This is a genomic window from Rhodococcus sp. SG20037 (assembly GCF_031763325.1).
GTDB lineage: Bacteria > Actinomycetota > Actinomycetes > Mycobacteriales > Mycobacteriaceae > Rhodococcus_F > Rhodococcus_F qingshengii.
Genome location: NZ_CP134497.1, coordinates 4,559,404 through 4,582,106 on the forward strand (window position 1 = coordinate 4,559,404; position 22,703 = coordinate 4,582,106).

A 22,703-nucleotide genomic window follows, 5' to 3' on the forward strand; every position below is an offset into this window, starting at 1 on the left:
CCCACTCATTTCGCAACCCTTCGATAGACGTCAATCAGTCGATCAGCTCGCGCTGAGACCGCGTGGTCCTCCAATACCGACCTGCGTGCACCGGTCACCAACCGAGCGCGAAGCTGCCTGTCATCCAGAAGGGACAGAATTCTCCCGGCCACGTCTGCGGAATCACCCGGTACGGACAGCAGTCCGTTTTCACCATCGACGACGTAATCGAGGAAACCGTCGGTCCGACTGGCCACCACCGGAGTACCAACTGACATCGCTTCGATCGCTATGAGCCCGAAGGGTTCTCGCACGGAGGGAACACACAGGATGTCAACCGACCGCAAAATGGCCGCAACATCGTTCCGTTGTCCGACAAATCTGACAGCACCAGGAGCCAATTCCGCAGCTTTTCGGCGAAGATTCTCGCCATAGCGCTCGTTCCCCGGGCTCGACCTGCCAACGATGACCAGATGTAAGTCCTTGCCGCGGGAACGGATCTGGGATACTGCCTCGATCAAGGTGTCGATTCCTTTGACAGGGTCGACCCGTCCAATGACTGCGACCAATGCAGAATCGGGGGCATCGGTGAGCTCAGCTCGCACCGTAGCTGGTCCTGGCGCAAAGACCGCCGAATCGACGCCCTGAGGAACTACTGTCGTCTTTCCCTGAGCCGCCTTCGAAAGCTGCTGCCGTGCAGCATTACTCACTGCGATCGCGGCTGAGGCCCCACGAACGGCCGAACTCAGCAGACTCCGACCTCGCCCCGGGTCGAGTATGTCGTGAATCTCGAGCACAACAGGTGTTCGCGCCAACCTGCCAGCCGCAACGCAATCCAGATGTGACAAGAGCGAATTCGAGTGGACGACATCAGCACGCCGAGCATGTACCAAAAGCTTTGAAACCCACGTCGCAGACCGCGGGATCTGCGACAACAACTTCGCCGGAGTCTGAGAAGCGCCAGAGGAATCACGCAGACCGACACGCGCCCCGTCTGGCATCGGTATGAATTCGAGTCCCATCTCGTTCCACGTCTGTTCGAGCTCACCACCAGAGGGCGCGGCCATGACAACGTTCACACCTTGCTCACCGAGACGTGGGAGCAACCGAATAACACTGTGCTCGATACCCGTGACATCGCGAGTCAGCGTCGACGCAAGAATTCGCAGCCTGCGATCAGCCATCGTTACCACTTTCATCCTTAACGGCCACTCGCTCGAAGACTACGAATCCACTACCTTCGAGGAAGACTTTCCACATCGGGTCCAACCGCATTCGTGCCTCCAGATTCGGCAATGCGTCCCGTGGGGAGAGCCCGAAGTACCAATTGTAGAAAACCATTTGATCGGAAATCGCGAAGTACGTTGTCCGGTGGTCAGCGACGAAGTATTCATTGAACTTCGCGTACTCTTCGTCAGTCGCAAAGTCTGCACCGTAGAAAAGAGTCGCGGCCTCCGGTTGCACATCGAACTTCGGATCGAGGCCGGCCAACCGCAGATAAGCCTGAGTTGGCCGATCAGGCCACGCCGGGGACGGAACCCTCAGTACACCATAGGGATCCGCCGACTCCAACACCTCGGAAGCGCCCTTGACTACTGCAGGTTTCGTCAAGTAGGCGAACCACGCACCAAAATACGCTTCTGATGAAGACAGCGTGACACCGATGAGCAGGATGCCCGCCGCTATTAGCTTCATCCTCGAGGCTCGGCACGCGCGGAGCATCGCAGTGACCGGAAATGCAAGCAGCAGGGAACAACCCACCAAACAGTAAAGATAGACACGAAAGATCGCTTCACCACCATAGCCTTGCCCGGCCAGAATGGCGAGGGGAGAAAACGCGACAATCGCGAGAGCAAGTACCGGCATCTTCTTGCGCCACATGATAATTGCCGTGACCGCGGAGGAAACCAACAGTCCGACAGTCAAGAAACGCATCGTCTTACTTGCAAATGCCTGTCCTGCAGTCGGCGTGAGATTCGCTCCGGCGAGGTTGGACTTCGCGTTCGACGTCACGTCGAAAGAGAATTTCGCAAAGTCACCTGCACTGTCCCAGTTGTAGATGAGGAAACCAATGGCTATTGCAGCGAACACGAATGTCAACCACCACGGCCGAAGCATTCGAAAGATCATGAGCGCCAACAGGATCAATCCCATCCAATACGGAGTGAGTTGGTGAGTGACTACTATCGCGCAGAAGACCACGATCATGACGACGACAAGGTTAGGTCGGTCTCGCGAGGATCCAACCAGGGTTAAGAACGCAAGAACTAGGATCAGAGCCAGCGATTGAGGGGCGAAGTAATCCTGCGCCACCCAATTGAGCACCTCGAAGAGAAACGTGGCGGAAATAGCGGTCGGGACATCCAGCCTCCACGCCCTCGCCATGCAGTAGAACAGAATCACCATGAGGAGATGCGCAGCGATCGCGAACCAGTTCGCAACGGTTATGTCCGGCACGCCGGTAACGCGAGAGAACCAAGCCGTTGCCGTGAAGAGGCCAGGCCACCCGTTGTACACATCGACACCTCGTGCCAGGAAATGGCTTCGCTGGATCAGATCCGTGACCCCAAGATGCTTGTACGTCCAGGTATACAGCGGCACATCGGACGCCATGAGTGTCGCGGTCCTCTGCACGAGCGCAACAGTCACCACCGCGCCGAACGCTGCACGGTCGTTCCTTCGTGACATTGCGACTGCGAAGCCGATCACCGACAAAGTGATTGCACCGGCGAAGAACGGTGACGCCGCGAACAGCAGGCCGAAATCCGACGCCTGTGCAGTCGACAGCGAAGGGGCAGCGATCCACCAACTCACCAGTGCTGCAACGAGAATCCCCCACGAAATCCAATCGCGCCTCTTTCTGTCGGATACGACAGCAATCGTCAGCCGGTCAGTCGGAGCATCATATGACTTCGTCGACGACAGCTCGTTACGCTCCTTCAATCTCGTCATGACCGCCGGAACCCCGACAGGACAGCCCCGATACGTCGCTTGAGGTTTTCGCGACCGGAAACTTCCGGGCGATTATCGAGGGTGAGAAGTCGAACTAGAGATGCTCCGATGGTAGCGAGACTGGGAATCACGAGCTGCGAAAAGGGATAGTACTCCTCGATTGTGGTCATCAGGAATGTCATCAGCACGACGATCGAGATCCCCAGGGCCGGAACAGCTGCGACCCGTACGTAGCCAGGTTGATCAGGCATGTACGACATAATTGCCGCACCCGGGCCGACCGCGACAAAAACGATCACGGCTACACCGGTGAGAGCGCCGATCGCGCCCAGGCCGGCGCCGACCAGACCACAAACTCCACCGACCAATCCCAGAATTGCCAGTCTGTGCTCGTCGGTCGGCCACCGCGCGTCAACCATCGCAGTCGCCCGACGAATCGACCTAGCGCCGGGAAATTCGACGGCTATCGAACTGCGCACCGGGCGCGTTCCCTTCGGGAGAAGTGGTCGCCCCCGCAATCCCCCCAAACGCGAGCGCACCAACGCTGCGGGGCCTCGCAACAATGCGCGCCGCTCGATCCAAGGCAATTTGTCAAGATCGGGTGTAAGTCGAATCTGACCTTCTTCAGGTTGGGAGACGCTCCCGAAGTGCGAAAGTCCCTTGACCATACGCGTCGCCAACATCATCGCTATTCGCGGATCCATAGCGAGTTTCGTCAACCAGGCTCCCAAGCCGAGGCCGTAGTCGGCCATCTGTTTACTCAATCCCGCTGAATCGATGCGATGGCGGTGCCAGACTCGCGCAGCAGGCGCGTAGACCAGCGCACCCCCGTCGAGAATGACCCTGACGAACATGTCGATATCTTCACCGCCGCCTGACGGCGATCCCACCCCTAGCCCCTCGTCGAATCCGCCGAGTTCGAGCATCACGGATCGTCTTACCGCGAAATTGGCACCCGTCCCGAAATCGCCCACACGGAAAGGGAACAGAGCGTCGTTCTCAGGCGGAGCTGACAAGCGGTACGTCGTTCGCACAAGATTCTTCGACCAACTCACGCGACGATCGAAAAAGGCTTGAGCAGGAGTCGATACCTCACCTGTCGGCACGAGACCTGTGACGATGTGGACGTCCTCCGCGACTGCGAATCCGCCGACCAACTCACGGAGCCAGTTCTTGTCAATCACGACATCGTCATCCGTAAATGCCACGAACTCTTCAGTGGCCGCAACTAGGCCTATGTTTCGTGCCTTGGACAGGCCACGTTCCGGCGCATCAACGATCCGAACTCCGGCAAAAGCGTCCACTATCGGCGGTGTCAACCCGGACGAAGGATCGTTGTCCACGACAAGCACGTCGTAGTTTCGGTAGTCGAGATCGGCGAGTGAAGTCAAAACTTCACGGAGCATGTCCGGTCGATTCATCGTGCAAATGATCAATGTGACAGGCACTTCGGGAGCCGGTGAAGTGGTTACAGGCTCGGAATCCGGCAAGTAGGCCAGTACTTCCTTCGATCTGATCATTCCGTTCGCGACTTGAACCTCGACAAAGGCAAATGATCCGTTGAGTCGGGCGACCAGCAGGCGAGCACGTCCGTACGCTGTTCCCCCGGTCAATTCGATGACACTCGATGCAAGTAGCTCCCACTCGTCCACCTGACCTATCCAAATGGCCCCTGCCCACAATTCGATTCCGGCCGTCGGCGTCATCACCGGATCGAGATTCGTGAGTCCATCACGCCGAAGGCCCTGTGCGGCTGGCTCACCGGCGTCCTGATTTCTGACATCTTCTTCAAACCTCATACTGAAACACCCGCCTTCTTATTGCATCTCGACGCCGAGCTATCCCGAAGACTGCGGCGATGCTAGCCGCCGTCTGGGCCACACCGACAGCAACCGCAGCACCCACAGCTCCCCAGAGAAAGCACGCGAAAGGCAAGACCACCATGAGAAGTCCGGCGAACAGACCGTTGATGACCACCAATGGTCCGATCTCGCGCCTCGCTCGCTGCAACGCAGACCACACCACGAACATCGTTCTCATCAACGACCCGATCGCAAGGATGATCACGACAAGTTCGGCATCCAAATCCAGATACTCGGGATCGAGTATTCCGAAGATAATCGGTGCACCCAGCGAGACCAATACCCCGCCCACCGCGACCAGAACAGAAACCCTCACAAACAAAACCAACGCCATCTTGGAACCATCTTTCGGGTTCTTCGAGGCGTGAACCACGAGGGAAGTCCCCATGGCAGAGCCGACGAATTCGAGAGTCTGTGCGATGCTCATCGAAAGAGAGAAAACTGCGCCCTGAACTGGACCGGAATAGGCGGTGACGAGAAATGGCATCAGAAGGATCACCCCGACACCCATGGCTTGGGTCGGGACAGCTTGCCTGCACATTCTCACGACCTCAGCCGACGCGTTGCCTTCAGTCCACAGGCCAGGGGGCGAGGTAGCCGATCGCCGTTCGACGATACGGCCGATCATCAACCGCATGAACACAACCGACGCTCCGCCTACCACGACCGTCGACATGACCACCGGTTGCCAATTCGCTAACCACACCAACGCGAGAAGAACACCAATGCGACCAGCGCTGACGATCCCGTTGATCAAGGGCAGCTTCCGGGACTCGTCCAAACTGGTCAAAGTGCTGTTCTGCAGAATGAACATGCCCCAGACGACAACACCCACAAACACTAGGCAGGCAACCGGAATCGAGCCCCTCACTTCCGGAATGAACCAAACCGCCGCGACTGCTGCAATGACGCCCACAGGAACCGACAACATGTAGAACACCCGCAGACCTCGCCGGTGCACGGCGCCGAGGCTTGCACCTGCTGCGGGCATCATCGAATTGAAGACATCGCCGACTCCGGTACCGATTACCATTGCCGGAGCGGTAACGAGCGCAAGCAGCGCTGTCATGACGCCCAGCTGTGCCGGCGGTAAAACTACAGCCGCGACTGCCCAAAATCCCATGCCTAGTGCGGCATTGATGACCTGGGACGACGCCATCGACGCTGCATCCGCGTAGATTCGCGGTCCCTTGTTCGTCATCACGGGCCTACAAAGTGCCGACGCCTGCACACGATAGCGGACAGGGCGCCCATACCCGCCGAAACGATTCCGGCAACTACGGCCCCTGCCCTCGACAGGGACACCCGACCCCCCAAGACGTATCGCCGAAGCCCGCTGGTGAGAACACTGCGCACGTAGTCACGCTCATCGTCGAGTTCCTCCGAGCCGTTCCGGTCGTCTCGCAGTTCGATCTTTCCCTTCCCCTCGGAATAGCAGCGGGCCAGGAAGAAGCGAAACGTGCTGCGTTCCAAAGGAATATCGTGATCGATCACCGATGTCGGCACGTACATCCAATGAAAGTCGTTGCCAAGTTCCGCCATTCGGATACACAGGTCGGTATCCTCGGGTTGCGATCGCTCGCCGCTCTTGCCGAACCCGACTCGAAATCCTCCGACCGCGCGGAAAGCCGCTGTACGAACGGCCATGCTGCCACTCCAGACGTTGCGAACACGGGAGGTCTCGATCGGCATTCCGTGAAACGATTCTCCGACGACCCACCCGAATTCGTCCGGAAACCAATCAGGCTTGGGTGATCGCCATACTGCCCTGTACCGTCCGCCCGTCCCGACGACCCGCTCGTCCGCGAACGGTTTGATCAGCTCCGACAACCAGCTGCTGTCAGCAATCTCGTCGTCATCGATGAAGGCAGTGTAGGGCGTCGACACGACAGCAACTCCAGCGTTGCGAGCGCCAGACGCACCTCGAGGCCCGTCCTCGTAGGAGATCACACAGATGCCCGGCATTTCGCGGCGCAAGGTGTGCGCGAGCGAGCGATTGTGGTCGACCGCAACGATGATCTCGGCAGGCTGCAAGGTCTGCGCTGCAATCGAATGAACAGCAGCAACTATCCCCCGCAACCGCTCCATCGAATAACAAGCCATGACGACGCTTACCGCACCGCTATTCGAATTGAGGCCATGTCGTGTGACCATGGTCACGTCTCCAATCATCGTGCCGGCCGATTTCCCGTCCCGCTCGCGTCCGGACCACCGCCTGGACACACAGACCAAAACATCTCAGTCGCCACAAAAGCCCAGATTGACAGACTATCGGTCTGTTCTTTGGCTATTTACTTGACGGTTCCCCCGCCGACTGTCGTGGACCAATGTACCCCAGTAACGTCCCAGCGATCATTTCACCGATGCGGTACAACCGAGGTTGTGACGTTTCTGAAATGGGCATGCTGGACCACCCTCGTCGTGGGCGCAGGACTGCTCGTCCTTCGATACTTGCCGCTACGCAACCCCGCACTGCTTTCACTGGTGATCGCAGTGCCATACCTACCGCTCGCAATGGTGCCTGCAACGCTGACATTGCTCGCCACTCGCGAGTGGGTCGGCTCGATCATCGGGCTGGCGATGATCATGTTTGCAATCGGCACACAGGTCGCGGTGCCCGTCACCCCGCCTCGGACAGGCGAGGCCATGCGAATCATGTCGATCAATGTCGCAAAGGGTGCGGCCGACGTGGACGCAGTCGTCGATGCAGCGAGACTTCACAACGTCGACGCTGTCGCGGTACAGGAATTGACCCCGGCCTTTGCGGCCGCACTGGAAGTTGCAGGAATGCCCGGGATCTTCCCGTTCAGCGTCATCCGGCCAGACAATGACGCACGAGGAACCGGACTGTGGAGCCGATTCCCGATCAGCGAACCCCGTCAAATGGAAGGGTTCGGGTTTGCCTGCGTCGCAGGAACAATCGAATTCAAAGGCGGAAAATACGACCTGGTGGCGACACACATCACAGCCCCGATACAAGATCAGGATTCCACGAACTGGATCAATGAACTCGCACAAATCCGCGCACTATTGGACACGAATCTCAACCCACTCGTTATCGCCGGCGACTTCAACGCAACCGTCGATCACAGACAGTTTCGAGGTTTACTGCATGGTGGAACGCAGGATGCCGCGAGGCAGGCTGGTCGGTTCTACGTGAACACCTTTCCCGCGAACTGGTCGTGGCCGCCATTCGCCGCTCTCGACCATATTCTCGTCCCGCCCGAACTGACGGCGACAACGTTCGATACCGTCGAGATCGCTGGCTCCGACCACCTCGCAATCGTGAGCACACTCGTTCAGCGCTGACGAAAGTCAACTTTCCGCAACTGTCTGGCAATTTCCAAAACAAACCTGTAGATTGTTTTGTGGCAGATCAGCTGTCGATGAGTACGTTCTCGACTGAGGACATCCTCTCAGTCCAATCGGATGTCGAAGGATTCAGATGCGGTTAGCGCGCGGTCACGTCGAACCGGCAAGCTCGACATGTCATTTCGGAGCGTCACCGAGCACTGCTGGGAACACCATCGAGATAAACAAGAGCGCATCCTCAACGCATGTGGCCACCGATGGCGGAAAGTTCACGACTTGGTTCGGCAACGAGGCTTCGCCACTGTTCGGCACACTGCACGTTCCGGCTGGGGGCACAGCACGCGGAGGGGTCGTGCTGTGCCCTCCGATCGGAAAGGAGCATGTCGATTCTTATCGCGGCCTGATGCTCCTGGCTCAAAAACTTTGCGCGCAGGGCATGTTAGTCCTTCGGTTCGACTATCTAGGCACAGGTGACTCGTCCGGTGAACAGACCCGAGAAGACGCTGTCCAGATATGGGAGTCGAGCGTCGTGGAGGCTGCTGAGTTTCTCCAGTCCTGCGGAGTTCGCGAGATCACACTGGTCGGGCTGCGAGTAGGCGCGTTGGTCGCAACTTCCGCGGCGTCGAGGATACGAGATATGACGACGCTGGTACTTTGGGACCCCGTCATCCGTGGGCGCACGTTCGTTCAGCAGCAGAAGGCATTGAATCGGCTCACAGCGGCCCCCGATGCCGACGATCCACTCATCCCGCTCGTCGGGATGTCGGTGCACCCACTTGCTGCACAACGTCTTTCGGGTATGAATCTCACTGCGCTCCCCATCGACCCTTCAATTAAGGTCCTAGTTGCGTCGCGGCCAGAGCACGCCGACACTGCACGAGTAAGACAACTCGTAGAATCACTGTCAGCTGACCACATGAACATCGACGGCCAGGCCCCCTTCATCGAGCCAGCCGACTTCGCGGTCCAAATACCCTGGCATACAGTGTCTTCTCTGGCGCAATGGATTGGCGATTCGACGCGCTCGCCACGCACAAGTGTCACCGCACATCTTCGTCATTCCACGACCTTGTTGAACTCTCAGTTCGAAATCCCGATCACCGAATACATCTCCTACGCCGGCACGAACCGTATGCTGACTATCCGCACAGCGCCGGCCTCGAGCATCCCCGGCGGCCCGACTCTAGTTCTATATGGCACCGCGTCCGAACACCGGATCGGTCCCAGTCGCCTTTGGGTTGAGTTGGCAAGAGAGTTGGCAGGCTACGGAATCACGACTATCCGCTTCGACCGCACTTCAACCGGCGAAACGACCGCTGCGCAGGATCGAGAAATCAGCACCATCTACACACCCGAGCAACGCGCTGATGGCGTAGAGGCAGCCAGAAACGCTGGCGTGTGCCCAGAAAACCTGGTAGTTGCCGGCTTGTGCTCCGGATCGTGGAGTGCCGCAATCGCTGCCGCAGAACTCGGAGCAAATCGCGCAATACTAGTCAACCCCCTTCGGTGGACTACGCGACAATTAGAGTTCACGCGAAGCCAGTCTCTCGCGCCTGCAGAATGCTCGCGAGGAACCTTCGCGCTTCGAGCACACAACTGGGCCGTCAGGTTCAAGGACAAGCTTCGTGACCGATTGCCGTATCGCGTCTGGCTCGCATTGGGTCGGATTGGTCTCGTGCAGGTCCCAGAGGTGCTTCTCGCGCCGTTGGTCCAAGCAGGCGTCGCAACGACAGTGCTTGTATCACCAACCGACGAGGAATGGTTTAACGAGAATCGCGGTCGCAGCGGAGTCCAACGCCTACGGAAAGCGTTCGGCACCATCGAGATTCGACAGCTTTCGCAGGGTGATCACGCGTTGATCGGACCAAGGATTCGCGCCTCGGTTCACAAGGAAATGAAGAATTCAATCTTGACGACGTTTGGAATCCCGAGTTCACGACTACTCTCAGTGCCGCCGGAGGCTTTGAGTGATTCGGCTCAGGAGACCACTGCTGCGGCGAAATCGAGTGCATTCACATAAGCCACAATCACTCCCCGACCGCAAGTGCCGGTGGGCGTCATTTGCATGTCCGCAGCGACACTGCAGATTCGAACCGGTGAGGCGAAATGTCGACATCCAACAATGTTGACACATCGAGATCGTCTCGTGCGGGGATTGAACGTAGGAAGGCCCTCCCGCCGGACAGGTGGGAGGGCCTTCGCCAGTCACCGACTACTTTGCGCGAGCCGCTTCCCGTAGCGGAACCCGACGCTCACTCCGGATGGTTCGCAGTACTCGAAATCCGTCACGTACTGCGTTGAGATTGCTCTCGCCATAGATACGGTCGCGCTCGTAGCTCGGCACTTCGGATATCTTCAGTCCTGCATTGGCTACCCGAACATTGATCAAGGTTTCGATCTCGAAACCGTCGCCCCATTGCGCCTCCGCGGTACCAGTCTCCGGCAGGTTCATGACAGGTATGTGGCGACGCCAGAACGCGTTGTAGCCGTAGCATAGGTCGCTGAAAGACGCACGGAACTTGATGTTTACGATTCCATTCAGTGCTTTGTTTCCAAGTTTACGAGAAAAAGTGATGTCATCGCTCCCCCCTCCTTGCGCAAACCGTGTCCCCTTGGCAAAGTCGGCCCCCTGCACAAGCGCATCGACGAACAAAGGAATCTCCGCAGGGTCCGTCGAACCGTCAGCGTCGATCATGACGACAATGTCACTCGTTGCCGCCCGAAATCCACATGCGAGTGCGTTGCCTTTCCCTCGTCTCGTCTGCGTTACGATCGTCGCCTTCGGCCACAACCGCTTGGCAACATCCACCGAATCATCGATCGAATGGCCATCGACGAAAACGATCTCATCGATTCCGTCAGGCATCCGCTCTGCAACGTAAGGCAGATTTTTCGCCTCATTCATCGCCGGCACCACCACCGTCACAGAGGGACGCTGTGAAGCCGGTGCATGCTCCTGCTCGGATATCTGGATGCGGTCAGTTGTGTCCACGCTCATTGGTCCTCTGTCTCCCCGGTTGCGTCCCCCGCCAGATATCAAAAACGGTGAACCTTTGGCTTCAAGCAAATAGTTGGCCAACCGCCGAACGCCCCACCGTCCGACGAAGACTGGCTCGCCTCTCGCTTGACCTGTACCGAACCAACGGTTGGTACCCCCAACCCTGCACGCAGAGCGGCACGGTTTGCTTGTCTGGAGATAAACATACCTTGAGTTTGTTTATTTCGCAGCCTCGAACTCAGGTGACCTTCCACTCAGCTACAGAACGGCAATCAAATCACGGGAGCCGCCGAATTCGCCAAGCATCAGCCCACCGTGCGGTCGAACGAGCAGAAGGCTCCTCGCCCTGCACATTCACCGAATTTCTCGCCGACGACTGAATCATCGACTCCGCATCACGAAAGTGTTCAGCAAAGCGCTGAGCCTCGAGGCGAAGAGCCTCGTCGGCGTCAAGGGACCGCGCAACCGCGTCCCGCAACTCAACCGGTACCAGGTCCTCGGGGAACCCTCCACGGACAGCCCTCTTCACATACTGCTCAGCCAGCATCGCTGCGGGTTGGCTTTGTGCAATGCCGTCGAGCTCTGAGGCACGCGACTTCTCCTCCGCCTTTCGCTGATCCCATGCTCGCTCCTGCGCCGCAATGTCGACCGACTCCGACGGTTCGCCGGCCAGGTGTGGGCTCCGGTGGCAGAGTTTCGCCACCAATGCGCCGGCAATCGTGTCTATGTCGACTGGCGGTGCAGTTGGCTCGCACTCCGCTATCCGTGCATGAAACAACACCTGCAACAAAAGGTCACCGAGTTCCTCGTTCAGCGCCTCGCGGTCGCCGGCCAGAATCGCATCGAGCACCTCATACGTCTCTTCCAGGAGGTAGTTCGACAAGCTCTCGTGAGTCTGAGCAACCTCCCAGCCGCCAAAACTCCACATCCGGTCCATCAACGCACTCGCTGCGACAAGTCCGTCGCCCTTCACGCGTTCAGCGGCAATCAAACGTGCACCATCCTCGAGCCTGCTGCGCGCCGCCTCACACTCGCGGTCGGTCGTCACCAATACCCGGGCGCCGGGTACAGACTCGGCAAATCGGTCCCGAACCTGCGATGGCACATCTTCGGCAATCTCGACAGGACCGGCGAGGGCAGTCAAGGCATCAATTGGAACGGACATGGGGCGAAACGGGTCGAGCACGACCACAGTCGGCTGGTGGTCGCCATCTGATATCTCGTTCACCGTGTGCTCACGCCTCGACCAGGACGGCACCGGCGGCGCGCCCGTCAATCGCCAGGACGAAGTCCGCGATGTATTGAAGTAGTTCGACGTCCCGCAGGCGATCCGAGCCGACTCCGCCGGTGCGAGGCAGCGGGAGTTGCACGAGCCCGGTCGTTGCCCGGTACTGCGCGCTCGGATAGATCCTCTTGAGCCTGATCTGTTTGGAATCGGGCAGTGACATAGGCGAGATCTTGAGCTGAGTTCCGGTGACGGCGACTTCCTCCAGTTGATACTCGCGGCAGAGCAGTCGAAGCTTGGCCACCGAGATCAGCCGTCGAACCTCTTCGGGCAGTGGGCCGTAGCGATCGACCAGTTCTTCGACTACGGCAGCGATGCCGTCGGAATCAGTTGCCGCAGCGAGCTTGCGGTACCCCTCCAACCTGAGCCTGTCACTGGTGACGTAGTCGGGCGGGATGTGTGCGTCCACCGGTAGGTCGATCCGGACTTCCTTCGTGCCCTCGTCCATGGTGATCGGTTTGCCGTCGGCTGCAGCCCGGAAGGCTTCGACCGCCTCACCGACCAGCCTGACGTACAGATCGAACCCGACCCCCGCGACGTGGCCGGACTGCTCTGCGCCCAGAACGTTTCCGGCTCCACGGATTTCGAGGTCCTTCATCGCGACGGCCATACCCGCGCCGAGGTCCGAATTCTGCGAAATCGTTGCCAGTCGGTCGTATGCAGTTTCCGTCAAAGGCTTTTCGGCCGGGTACAGGAAATAGGCGTATCCACGTTCACGACTACGCCCGACGCGTCCGCGAAGCTGATGCAACTGCGAGAGGCCCAGCGAATCCGCGCGTTCGACGATCAGTGTGTTCGCGTTCGAGATGTCCAGACCGGTTTCGATGATCGTGGTACAGACCAACACGTCGAAGTCGCGTTCCCAGAATCCTTGCACAGTCTTTTCGAGAGTGTCCTCGTTCATCTGACCGTGCGCGACGACGACGCGAGCCTCCGGGACGAGTTCGCGGATCTTCTTGGCTGCCTTGTCGATCGAGCTGACACGGTTGTGAACGTAGAAGACCTGACCGTCGCGCAGAAGTTCACGCCGGATGGCCGCGGCAACCTGCTTGTCCGCATACGCGCCGACGTACGTGAGGATAGGATGACGTTCTTCCGGCGGTGTGAGGATCGTGGACATTTCACGGATCCCGGCCATGCTCATCTCGAGAGTACGAGGAATCGGGGTAGCCGACATCGTCAGGACGTCGACGTGGGTGCGTAGCGCCTTGATGTGTTCCTTGTGCTCGACTCCGAATCGCTGTTCCTCGTCGACGATCACAAGCCCGAGGTCCTTCCAGCGAATACCGGTCTGCAGCAACCTGTGAGTACCGACGACGATGTCGATCTCACCTTCCGCCATGCCGGCGATGATTTCCTTCGAGTCCTTGGCGTCGGTGAACCGGGACAGCCCTCGCACCTTCACCGGGAACGACGCCATTCGTTCGGTGAAGGTCTGAAGATGTTGCTGTGCAAGCAGAGTCGTCGGCACCAGCACCGCCACTTGCTTGCCGTCCTGCACTGCCTTGAACGCGGCGCGGACGGCGATCTCCGTCTTGCCGTACCCGACGTCACCGATGACCACCCGGTCCATCGGAACCGGCTTCTCCATGTCGGCCTTGACCTCACTGATAACGGTCAACTGGTCGATCGTCTCGGTGAACGCGAATGCGTCTTCGAGTTCCTTCTGCCACGGTGTGTCCGGGCCGAACGCATGCCCGGGAGCAGCCTGACGCGCTGCGTAGAGCTGAACCAGCTCGCCCGCGATCTCACGAACTGCCTTGCGGGCCTTACGCTTGGTGTTTGCCCAGTCGGATCCACCGAGCTTGCTCAGCGCCGGCAACTCCCCACCGACGTATCGGGAGAGTTGATCGAGCGATTCCATCGGGACGAACAGACGATCGCCCGGGTGACCGCGCTTGCTCGGCGCGTATTCGATGACCAGGTATTCACGACGCGCCCCACCGATGGTGCGTTCGACCATTTCGACGAACCGGCCGATACCGTGCTGATCATGCACGACCATGTCCCCTGCCGACAGCGCGAGGGGATCAACCTGATTGCGGCGCTTGGCCGGCAAGCGCTTTCCGTCGCCGACCGCAGCAACGCGGTTGCCGGTCAGATCGGACTCGGTGACGATCACCATCCCAGGCGTCGAGTCGTCGCCGGCGAGTACCAGTCCGTCATGCAGTGATCCGCGGAGCACCGCGACCTGTCCACGGGCGGGGGTAGCGCCGGCATCGAGCATCTTGGCGGGCACTTCGGCTTCACCGAGTCGCTCCACGACGCGGCTTGCGGTTCCGGCACCTGCCACCACGATCGCCGCGCGACCGCCCGTGCTCACGTGCGCCCGAAGGCTGACGAACAGCTCGGCCAACAGGTCGTCGGAACCGCGCACCTGCGGTGCCGCATGCACCGGGAGTTCGAGTTCTTCACCGTTTCCCGACGCCAGCGGGCTGACTGTCCACCAGGGTCGGCCGGCAGCTTCGGCAGATTCGCGAACATGACGAAGCGACCGGTACGCGGAGGCACCGAGATCGACTCCTCCGCCGTTGAGGATCGACGTGTCGAGCGGTGCAGCGCCGCCGATCGACGCCGCCGTCCACGATGCTTCCAAGAATTCCTGGCCGGTGCGCACCAGGTCGGTGGCGCGGGTGCGCACCTTTTCCGGATCACACAGAAGAATGTGCGCCCCTTCGGGAAGTACATCGGAAAGTAGTTGCAGTTCACCGGGTTTGAGAACCGGGAGCAGAGCTTCCATCCCCTCGACGGGGATACCTGCCGAGATCTTGTCCAGCATCTCGACCAACGACGCGTCAGCCTGGTTCTCAGCAGCGAGTGCGGCAGCTCGATCACGAACATCAGCTGTCAGAATCAGTTCACGACACGGCGGCGCGATCACGGAATCGACGTCGACGTCCGCTAGCGAACGCTGATCGGCAACTGAGAAGTAGCGAAGCTCCGATACCTCGTCACCCCAGAATTCGATACGGACCGGATGATCCGCCGTCGGCGAGAACAGGTCGAGAATGCCACCACGGACCGCGAACTCACCACGCTTTCCCACCATGTCGACGCGGCTGTACGCCATCTCCACCAGACGAACCAGAACGGAATCGAAATCGATCTCGGTGCCGACGCGCAACGTGATCGGTTCTATCTCGCCCAGGCCTGGCGCCATCGGCTGAACGAGAGAGCGCACCGTGGTGACGATCACCCGAAGTGGCGATCCGTACGAGGCGTCGTCTGGTCTGGCGAGTCTGCGCAGTACCTCCACCCGTCGCCCAACGGTATCCGCGCTCGGCGACAGTCGCTCGTGCGGCAATGTTTCCCACGACGGAAACTGCGCCACTCCTCCACCGAGCATCTCGGTGAGTTCCGAAGTCAGATCGTCGGCTTCACGACCGGTGGCTGTCACCAGCAGCACCGGCGTGCGAGCGGCGAGTGCAGCGGCGATGAACGGTCGAGCCGGCTTCGGAGCCACGATGTCCAAGGCGGCCGATCCGATGGATTCGATCACCGGAGTGAACGCGGCATCTGCGAGGGCGACCTCGGCGAGTCCAGCGAGCGCAGTCTGGGCAGAGGACAAGGAAGTCAACGAACGCGCTCCTGAACAGTGATGACGGGTTGCGGACGCACAGCCCGAGCGCAATATCCCCACCGAGGCAGAGTTGTGCGCCGGTTCGATTCTATCGGTGTGCGATCTCGCAGCGCAGTCCGATCCGTTCAGTTTCCCGTAGCACTCGTCTTCTTCGACGTCCGCTTGGACGGCGAGGATTGTGTGACCGGAGTGATCGGCGGCGCCACGGCCACACTCACGTGCGAGTTGAGCGCCCGAACGCGACCGATCACTTTCGTCGCCTGACCGGTTCTCCGTAGGCGTACAGTCCTGCGACCGTTCGGCGCGAGGTGGAACCAGGAGTCTTCGGGCTCGAAGCACTGCAGTTCGAGGGCAACGTATTGGGCTGAAGCATCCGTCGAGACGTCGACTACCCACTCCGAGTCACCGACGTTGCGCGCTGTGGCAACAAGTCCGACCGATCGCTCGCGAGGCCGCGCCGGACCCCCCAGGAGGTGGACCACTTCGTCCACCATCTCGCCGTCTTCGTCTTCGAGTGTGACGGTGACGGCGTCGTATGTCCGCGCCCCGAACCGAAAGACGTGAGTGAGGTCGGTGAAACGGCCGACAAGGCTGTCCACGGACCAGGTCAGACTTGAATGCGCTTCCACCTTGACCGGTAGCGCGACGTCGACCGGGACGACACCTGACCGACTGTGCGCTCGAAACCTGATCTCGCCGACGACAGGTTCGGCGGTCTCGTTGATCGCGTCGAGCCTCAATCCGTCCATACCGTCGTCCGTGACGAGGAGCGCAATCGGTTTGGCGCTCCTACGGAGCACGAACCACGGAGCTTTGGGGCTGCCGCTCCAATCGAGGACCCCCCATCCCGGTCCGGGCTCCAGGTCTCGCAGTGCGAGTGTCAAGGCGCCGTCGCACCGAGAGTCCGGGCGACGCCAGTATCCGAGCGTGGATGCGAACGCCTCACATACAGCTGCTCGCCCCAGGTCGAGATAGCGTTCCGGGTCGGACCACCGGACTTCACGAGCGTCTTCGCCGAAAAGCGCGTGGACGTAGTGGTCCCGAACATCCTCGAAATCCCACGACGATCCGTTGTCCCGAGGCACCGCGGCTTTCCATGCCGGGTGGTGCCCCGCGACGGCGAGTGAACCGAATTCGTTCTCGATCACCGCATTCGACGGTGGAATCGAAAATGCCAATGATTCGGTCGCAAAACGTACTCGCGCGCTGAGCACGTCGGCCAGTGGACGACGATAGGCACCCACCCCGAAGTAGTGAGCGACCCCGCTTCCGACATGCGTTGCCAATTGCTCGCCCCCGCGAGGCGCCGAGGGGGACGAAGTCACGTACTCGAGTTCGGGTGCCACCGTCGAGATCAACTCCGGCAGTCTCGAATGAATGAGCGGGATGTGTTGATCGACCAAGCCCAGCATGGTCGGCTGCTGTTCGGTCTCGCTGCCGCCGCAGAAGACTGCCAAAGCGGGATTTCCGCGCACTCTGTGCAAGAACTCGGTGACCTCGGAGGCAACGAGTTCGAAGAATTCGTCGGTGTCGGGCGGATCGAGCGTCGCCAACATCATGTCCTGCCACACGAGAATGCCCAGTCGCGCGCATTCCTCCCAGAAGTGGTCGCTCTCGTAGACCATCGTCCCCGGGATTCGAATCATGTTCAGGCCGGCCTCTGCCAGGCGTTCCAAGACGCGAGTGGTGCCGGCGTCGCCTTGAAGCGAGATCGGGTCGGTCGGCACCCACACCGAACCACGGCAGTACACCCGGATGCCGTTGACATACAAACGGAATCCACCATCGGATCTGTCGAACTCCACCGTCCGGAAGCCAACTGAACCGAGATGCTCGGAGACTCCGACCGCTTCCATCGTCACCCGATAAGTGCGCGGGGTGCCATGAGTGTGCGGCCACCACAACTGCGCGTCCGGCACTTCGACGACGCCGGACACCTCGAGAAATCCATCCGGTCCGGCGGATACAGCCAATTGCCGCGAGTGATCGCCGACGCGCACGGTCACGTACTCCAGCGAGGCCGGCAATCCGGTGAGCCGAGCACTGACGGCAACACGACCGGTTGTGCCGTCAACACTCGCATGCTTGACAGCAGAGACTAAGGCGGCAATCCCCTTGTCCAACAAGCGGATACCCCGCCACGGACCCACCGGTACCGGTACACCACTGAACACGGGAGCCATACCGAGCATCGTGGTTCGTATCCACCGAAGACCCTGTTCACGGACCATCGACGATCGCCAACGTCCTCGAGGACGCCTCGATCTCAAAATCGCGGAGAGAGAATGAAAATGAACAGCCACCTGGACACGTTTACCAGCGCCGACTCCGGCCGGAATGCTCACTTCCCCAGGTGCGAACATGGATTCAGTGGACGCGACACGGACACCGCCGATCCAGACATCCGCAAACGCCGTCATACCGTCGAACTGGAGCAGCCACGACCCCTCACCAGTCGTGGCCACGGTAGTCACGAACCACCAGTCCGACGATGAAACGGATGATTCTGAAACAGACGACGACGAAACGGACTTCGTGCGTCCGGCGTCCGTCTGCTCCGCACGTAACGCACCGACGACTGTTCCAGGCACGGACGCTGCGACCCACTCGGTCACGGCTTCGAGGGCATCCGGGTCAGATATGGATCCGGGTTCGGTTGCAGCGCATCGCCATATCGCGCCGGCCAGCAGGTCTGCTGACGAACGAGGCACTGTCAGACCAACCTCAGGTGTCGATGCGAGTCGACGCCGACTGTGTCGGCAACGATTTCCATCGCCCTCTTCCACGACACGGCCATCTCGTCGAGTTGCTCACGCGGGTCCACCGCGCGACCCCTGGAGGCACGCGCCATCTGAAACTGCACGCTCTTGGCACCGGATGCCACTTTGCGGAAATCTGGCGCAGCTTCGCCTGTCCCGGAGAAACCTGCAGTGTCCAAGAACTCGCTGGCGTCGGCAGCCAGCTCCGCGCTGGCCCCGCACTGACGAAGTAGCCCGAAGGACCAGAGGTGAAAGGCATCCATACCCGCCCCCTGCACCCATTCGAGGTCTTCGATCACCTTGCGTCCCAGCTCTCGCACGGGATTACCCACCGCTCGAACCGCTACATTCCGCCGAGCCACTTCGGCGATGTTTCCGGCGTTGGTCGCGTGAACCGGATTCAACCTGATCTGTTCGACATAGGGCACGAACGAAGGAAGTGAGGAACGATCGAGATCGAAGACGCCGGAGAAATCGTCGCCTCGCAGCAAGTAGTACCCGCTGTTGTGAAAGTACTCGAGCTCGCCGGCAACGCGATCGATCCGATTGGGCACGATCGTGGTCTTGGTGTGCCCCTCGTGATAGCTCGTTCCAAGAGTGTCGGGAAGCCAGTATCCGTCCACTTCAACCGTCGACAGCATCCCAACCGCGAGGTTGTCCTCGACATGGATCAGCGGTGCCCGCCAGACGTTCATCTCGGCGACTTCGATTCCGTACAGCGCGTAGATGTCCTCGGCCTTGAGCTTGAGGAACGTCCACTGAGTCCCGTCGAACCGCGATGAGAAGGCACATGCCAATGCCGGGACGGGGTCCAACCCCAGCGAATGCAACACTTCGATCCACAGATCCGTGTAGCAGTTGGTCTGCGCCCACACGCGGTCGTCCTGGTGCAACGAATGGGGCCGGTAGCGATCAGGTGAAATGTCGATGAGCCGTGACATCAGATGCCCATTCGTTCACGAACGGAGGTTGGCCATGCAGCCACGTCAAGACCATGAGTCCGCAACAAGGACAACGCGATTCGCTCCATCCCGAAGCCGACGCACGAGCTGTGTGCCACCTCCCCCTCCGCCGTTCGGATGTCGAAGTTGACACCGAAATGGTCGAGATGGTTGTTCGAGGACACGATCGCCGTGCCCTCGTCGAGATCTCCGTAGAGCCGAACTGTCAGTTCCGTCTTGAGATTCTCTTCGCGCTGGTTGGCTGCAAGCATCTTTCCGGCGCGCCCGAAGAAAGGATCATTGGCGATCACCGGGGTAGCGTCGAGTTCGAGCCGGCCGAGCACCTCGAGCCCCCGCTCGATCCAGTGCTCGCGATGCGCTCGCGCTGCCGCGGCGTCACCGATCGTCACGAACTCGTGCATCCGAAACGCTTGCATGCGAGCCGGATCGATGGCCGGTTCGTGCCGGAAGCAAAAACCGTAGATGTCCAGCAGCACGCCGCCTTCGGGCAGAACTCCGGTGTACCGCGCATAGGCAGGATGGCACGCTGCGGACACGAGCATGGTCTCGGTCGGCTCGAGGTGGCGGTCCCACGATTGTCCGTCGGCGCGATCGGCCAGCAGTCGCGCGTGATCGCGATTGGAACCGGCGAAGGTGTTGATGGCGCCGGTGAGGTTGGGAAACGAAGCGATGTAGTCGGTGCGCTCGAAACTGCTCCGCGGGAACACCGGCGGGAACCGCAGCCGAGTCGCGGCGTCGCCTGGCCCCGCTGCAATCACCACTCGGTCGATACCGTCGACGATGTCCTCGAACACTCCGGAACGCCCGTAGAGTCCCGGCACCTCCGTCTCGACGAGAAGTCCTTCGACGAGCAGTTCACGTTGAAATGCAGCCCGGGCCCGATCCAGATCGGTCTCGCCTGTCACAGTCTCGGTCGTCACAGTCTCGTTCGTCATAGCGTTCCCCGGTATCCGATAGCCATGTGCGCTGAACCTGCCATGATTCGATCGTTGTTCACCATCACCGCTGCGCCGTGCGCGTCACGAAGGTGCCGACCGAGCGAGAATTCGGTGTCCTCGCGATATCCCGAGATTCCACAGATCAACATTGTCTGCCCCACGATTTCCACCACCGCTGTCGACGCTGTGACTTTCAGGTTGTTCATTGCGAGCGAAAATCCCACCGCTCCCGTCGCCTCGAAATCGGCAACGCCTTCCTCCGCGTGGACTGCGCGGTCGTACCTGCGTGCAGAGGCGCCGACGAGATCGGCGAATTGTTGTGCCGAAGCGGCAACTTCGGCGAGCCGCAGCGCTCCGGGGGAAGTGACCCCGGGCTGCTTGCGGGCGGCGGCACGCACGTACTTGCGCGCCTTCTCGACTGCAGCGTCGGCAATTCCCAACCACACCGAACTCCAGACGACGTGCGAGACCGGAAGCATCGTGTGGGTGGAGATATCGGAATACGGTACGTCGGCGACCATCTCCGGCGTCGAGGTGGCCCGAAGGATGTAACCGAGACTGCAAGTTCCCCTCAGCCCCAGCGTGTTCCACTCGGTGGTGCGTTCGAGCGTCAGGTCTGGGGTACGACACACCACGAGAACCTGATCGTTCGGCTGACTCTCCGGTGTTCGCCGAGCCGTCACGACTATCGCGTCGGAGTGTTCACCGTACGAAATGACAGGCGCGTTCTTGATCAACAGCAGGTGACCGCCCAAGTCTTCCACCGCGCAGTAACTCCGGCTGACGTCACCACCGATTCCCAGCTCAGTGGTTGCCGATGCCAACAGCAATTGCTTGTCGACCGTTTCTTCGACAAACTCGCGTAGTGCTTCGGTGTTGCCGTGCTTGACCAACGAGTATATCTGCGTCTGATGCATCGCGAAAATCATTCCGCTTGCTGCACAGCGTGTTCCGATCACACGGGCGATCTGCGACACTTCCTGCAGCGAGAGCCCTTCGCCGCCTAGTTCCCTCGGCACAGCTACGGACAGCAGCCGTTCGCTTCGCATGGCGTCGACAGCTTCACGCGGAAACCTTGCTTCTGCATCGACTTCGTCGGCCCACACCGCTGCAACTTCGTCGGCCAACCGTGCGGCCCGCTCGAGGGCCGTTCCGGTGGAGCACTGCGATTGCGGAGCGTTCATGCAGCACCCAACTCCGTCAACGCACCCTCGATCGCCTTGACGCTTGCGAAAGTACTCTTCCGCAACAACTCGTCAGGGAACTCGATGTCGAACGAATCCTCCAGCGCCAACATGACATTCACGCTCGCGTGCGACGTCAAACCCAACTCGTAAAGATCGGCCTCTCCGTCGATCGTGCTCACGTCGACTGCCAGCCGACCGTGCTCGACGAGCACTTTCCGAATTGCCTGATCAATCATCAGCGATGTCGTCCTTCTTTTCGATGCGAGCGCCCGAGCGTGTTGCGATCACCATTGCGATGGCCACGTCCGCTTCGTGCGAGATAGATACTTGAAAATCGTGCAGATCCTGGGCCCGCGCGAGTTCCGCGGCATTACCGGACAGTGTCACCCCACAGCCACCCCACTCGGCCCGAGTGATTTCGATGGAACTCCACGGAACGGGAACGTCACCAGGCCGCAGTACCTTCACCACAGCCTCTTTGGCGGCGAAACGTGCAGCCAATCGTTGATCCCGCGCCGGCCCGGCGCACGTCTGCAATTCGTGCGGGGTGAAGGTCCGATCGAGATACCTCCGCCCGAAGAGTTCGATACTTCGAGTGACATCCACGACGTTCACTACGTCACAGCCGATCCGCGGGCCGATGTCGAGCATCGGCGTCGGCGCAGTGTCACCCATCTGTTGACTCCCCATCTGGGGTCGTACACGCCGGGCAGCCCCCTATGCTGCCCGGTGCGCCGACGCCGTCACCCTGCCCTGACAAACCTTCATAATCAGCAATTCTTCAGCTACCGATAGAACATACCGCAATCCGAAGATTGACGGCAAGATCGGACTTCCAGATTCCCATCAACACTATAAACATACTCTCAGTTTGTTTCGAATGCAGAAT

General features: G+C 60.0%; 15 protein-coding genes. 1 reads left to right on the forward strand and 14 read right to left on the reverse strand.

What is annotated here, in order from left to right; all coding sequences use genetic code 11:
- Window positions 1-5: 5 nt before the first annotated feature.
- From RHP72_RS20755 to RHP72_RS20775, 5 genes are read right to left on the reverse strand one after another with little or no spacing between them, the layout of a single operon-like run.
- A complete protein-coding gene (locus RHP72_RS20755; RefSeq protein WP_042448895.1) occupies window positions 6-1,163 on the reverse strand; it encodes a glycosyltransferase family 4 protein in 1,158 nt (385 codons plus the stop codon).
- The gene (locus RHP72_RS20760) at window positions 1,156-2,931 is read right to left on the reverse strand and encodes a hypothetical protein (RefSeq protein WP_052416974.1); all 1,776 of its coding nucleotides are present in this window, start codon (window positions 2,929-2,931) and stop codon (window positions 1,156-1,158) included. The genes RHP72_RS20755 and RHP72_RS20760 overlap by 8 nt, the downstream gene beginning before the upstream one ends.
- Window positions 2,928-4,730 (reverse strand): glycosyltransferase family 2 protein, encoded by a 1,803-nt coding sequence (locus RHP72_RS20765; protein WP_064443931.1) that lies wholly within the window; start codon window positions 4,728-4,730, stop codon window positions 2,928-2,930. The genes RHP72_RS20760 and RHP72_RS20765 overlap by 4 nt, the downstream gene beginning before the upstream one ends.
- Entirely contained in the window at window positions 4,720-5,994 is a 1,275-nt protein-coding gene (locus RHP72_RS20770) for a hypothetical protein (RefSeq protein ID WP_064443930.1), read from the reverse strand. Before RHP72_RS20770 ends, RHP72_RS20765 begins: the two co-directional genes overlap by 11 nt.
- Window positions 5,994-6,947: a glycosyltransferase family 2 protein gene (locus tag RHP72_RS20775; protein ID WP_042449210.1), complete on the reverse strand. Its 954-nt coding sequence runs from the start codon at window positions 6,945-6,947 to the stop codon at window positions 5,994-5,996. The genes RHP72_RS20770 and RHP72_RS20775 overlap by 1 nt, the downstream gene beginning before the upstream one ends.
- Before the next feature lie 228 nt (window positions 6,948-7,175).
- Between RHP72_RS20775 and RHP72_RS20780 the strand changes: the two genes are divergently transcribed.
- The gene (locus tag RHP72_RS20780) at window positions 7,176-8,102 is read left to right on the forward strand and encodes an endonuclease/exonuclease/phosphatase family protein (protein ID WP_052416977.1); all 927 of its coding nucleotides are present in this window, start codon (window positions 7,176-7,178) and stop codon (window positions 8,100-8,102) included.
- A 2,215-nt stretch (window positions 8,103-10,317) separates the two neighbouring features.
- Here the strand turns inward: RHP72_RS20780 and RHP72_RS20785 are convergent.
- The 9 genes from RHP72_RS20785 to RHP72_RS20825 all read right to left on the reverse strand — a co-directional run bounded on the left by RHP72_RS20785 (window position 10,318) and on the right by RHP72_RS20825 (window position 22,489).
- Window positions 10,318-11,103, reverse strand: a complete 786-nt coding sequence (locus tag RHP72_RS20785) for a glycosyltransferase family 2 protein (protein ID WP_003946311.1) — start codon at window positions 11,101-11,103, stop codon at window positions 10,318-10,320.
- Between the two features lie 277 nt (window positions 11,104-11,380).
- Window positions 11,381-12,268: a MazG family protein gene (locus RHP72_RS20790; protein ID WP_080726611.1), complete on the reverse strand. Its 888-nt coding sequence runs from the start codon at window positions 12,266-12,268 to the stop codon at window positions 11,381-11,383.
- Between the two features lie 70 nt (window positions 12,269-12,338).
- A complete protein-coding gene (gene mfd, locus RHP72_RS20795; RefSeq protein WP_042449219.1) occupies window positions 12,339-15,965 on the reverse strand; it encodes a transcription-repair coupling factor in 3,627 nt (1,208 codons plus the stop codon).
- A gap of 128 nt (window positions 15,966-16,093) precedes the next feature.
- The gene (locus RHP72_RS20800) at window positions 16,094-18,679 is read right to left on the reverse strand and encodes a glycosyl hydrolase 2 galactose-binding domain-containing protein (protein ID WP_218747600.1); all 2,586 of its coding nucleotides are present in this window, start codon (window positions 18,677-18,679) and stop codon (window positions 16,094-16,096) included.
- A 2-nt stretch (window positions 18,680-18,681) separates the two neighbouring features.
- Window positions 18,682-19,668, reverse strand: a complete 987-nt coding sequence (locus tag RHP72_RS20805) for a DUF1839 family protein (RefSeq protein WP_081558197.1) — start codon at window positions 19,666-19,668, stop codon at window positions 18,682-18,684.
- A complete protein-coding gene (locus tag RHP72_RS20810; protein ID WP_054781160.1) occupies window positions 19,668-20,624 on the reverse strand; it encodes an amino acid--[acyl-carrier-protein] ligase in 957 nt (318 codons plus the stop codon). The genes RHP72_RS20805 and RHP72_RS20810 overlap by 1 nt, the downstream gene beginning before the upstream one ends.
- Window positions 20,621-21,811: an acyl-CoA dehydrogenase family protein gene (locus RHP72_RS20815; protein ID WP_042448906.1), complete on the reverse strand. Its 1,191-nt coding sequence runs from the start codon at window positions 21,809-21,811 to the stop codon at window positions 20,621-20,623. Before RHP72_RS20815 ends, RHP72_RS20810 begins: the two co-directional genes overlap by 4 nt.
- On the reverse strand, window positions 21,808-22,050 hold the full coding sequence (locus RHP72_RS20820; RefSeq protein ID WP_003946296.1) for an acyl carrier protein: 243 nt from the start codon (window positions 22,048-22,050) through the stop codon (window positions 21,808-21,810). The genes RHP72_RS20815 and RHP72_RS20820 overlap by 4 nt, the downstream gene beginning before the upstream one ends.
- A complete protein-coding gene (locus RHP72_RS20825; RefSeq protein WP_003946314.1) occupies window positions 22,043-22,489 on the reverse strand; it encodes a holo-ACP synthase in 447 nt (148 codons plus the stop codon). The genes RHP72_RS20820 and RHP72_RS20825 overlap by 8 nt, the downstream gene beginning before the upstream one ends.
- Window positions 22,490-22,703: the final 214 nt, after the last annotated feature.